At 71.9% G+C, this 235-nt stretch carries 1 protein-coding gene; it reads right to left on the reverse strand.

Annotation, left to right across the window (positions count from 1 at the left end; genetic code table 11):
- A partial coding sequence (locus tag SB660_RS23855) for an SLBB domain-containing protein (protein WP_410585086.1) occupies positions 1–235 on the reverse strand: 235 nt, incomplete at both ends.

Consider the following 235-nt stretch of genomic DNA (forward strand, 5'->3'; position numbering starts at 1 on the left):
GCCGATGCGCGGCAGGGTCTCGAGCGCCGCCTGGTCAGCGGCATTCAGGTCGATGCGGTCGTCCCCCGGCGCCGCGCCGCCCGAGGCATCCGAGGTCGCGCCCACTGCGGGAACGACGATCTGCTCACCATCGGCGAGGACACGCGCAAGGTTCACCGCCGCCAGGTCGGCGTCGTCGGTGGTGCCTCCTGCTGCCGCAAGGGCATCCACCAGCCTCGCATCGAGATCGAGCACG

Origin of the sequence: Bacillus sp. SIMBA_005 (assembly GCF_046535585.1) — a bacterium.
Classification (GTDB): domain Bacteria; phylum Bacillota; class Bacilli; order Bacillales; family Bacillaceae; genus Bacillus; species Bacillus pumilus.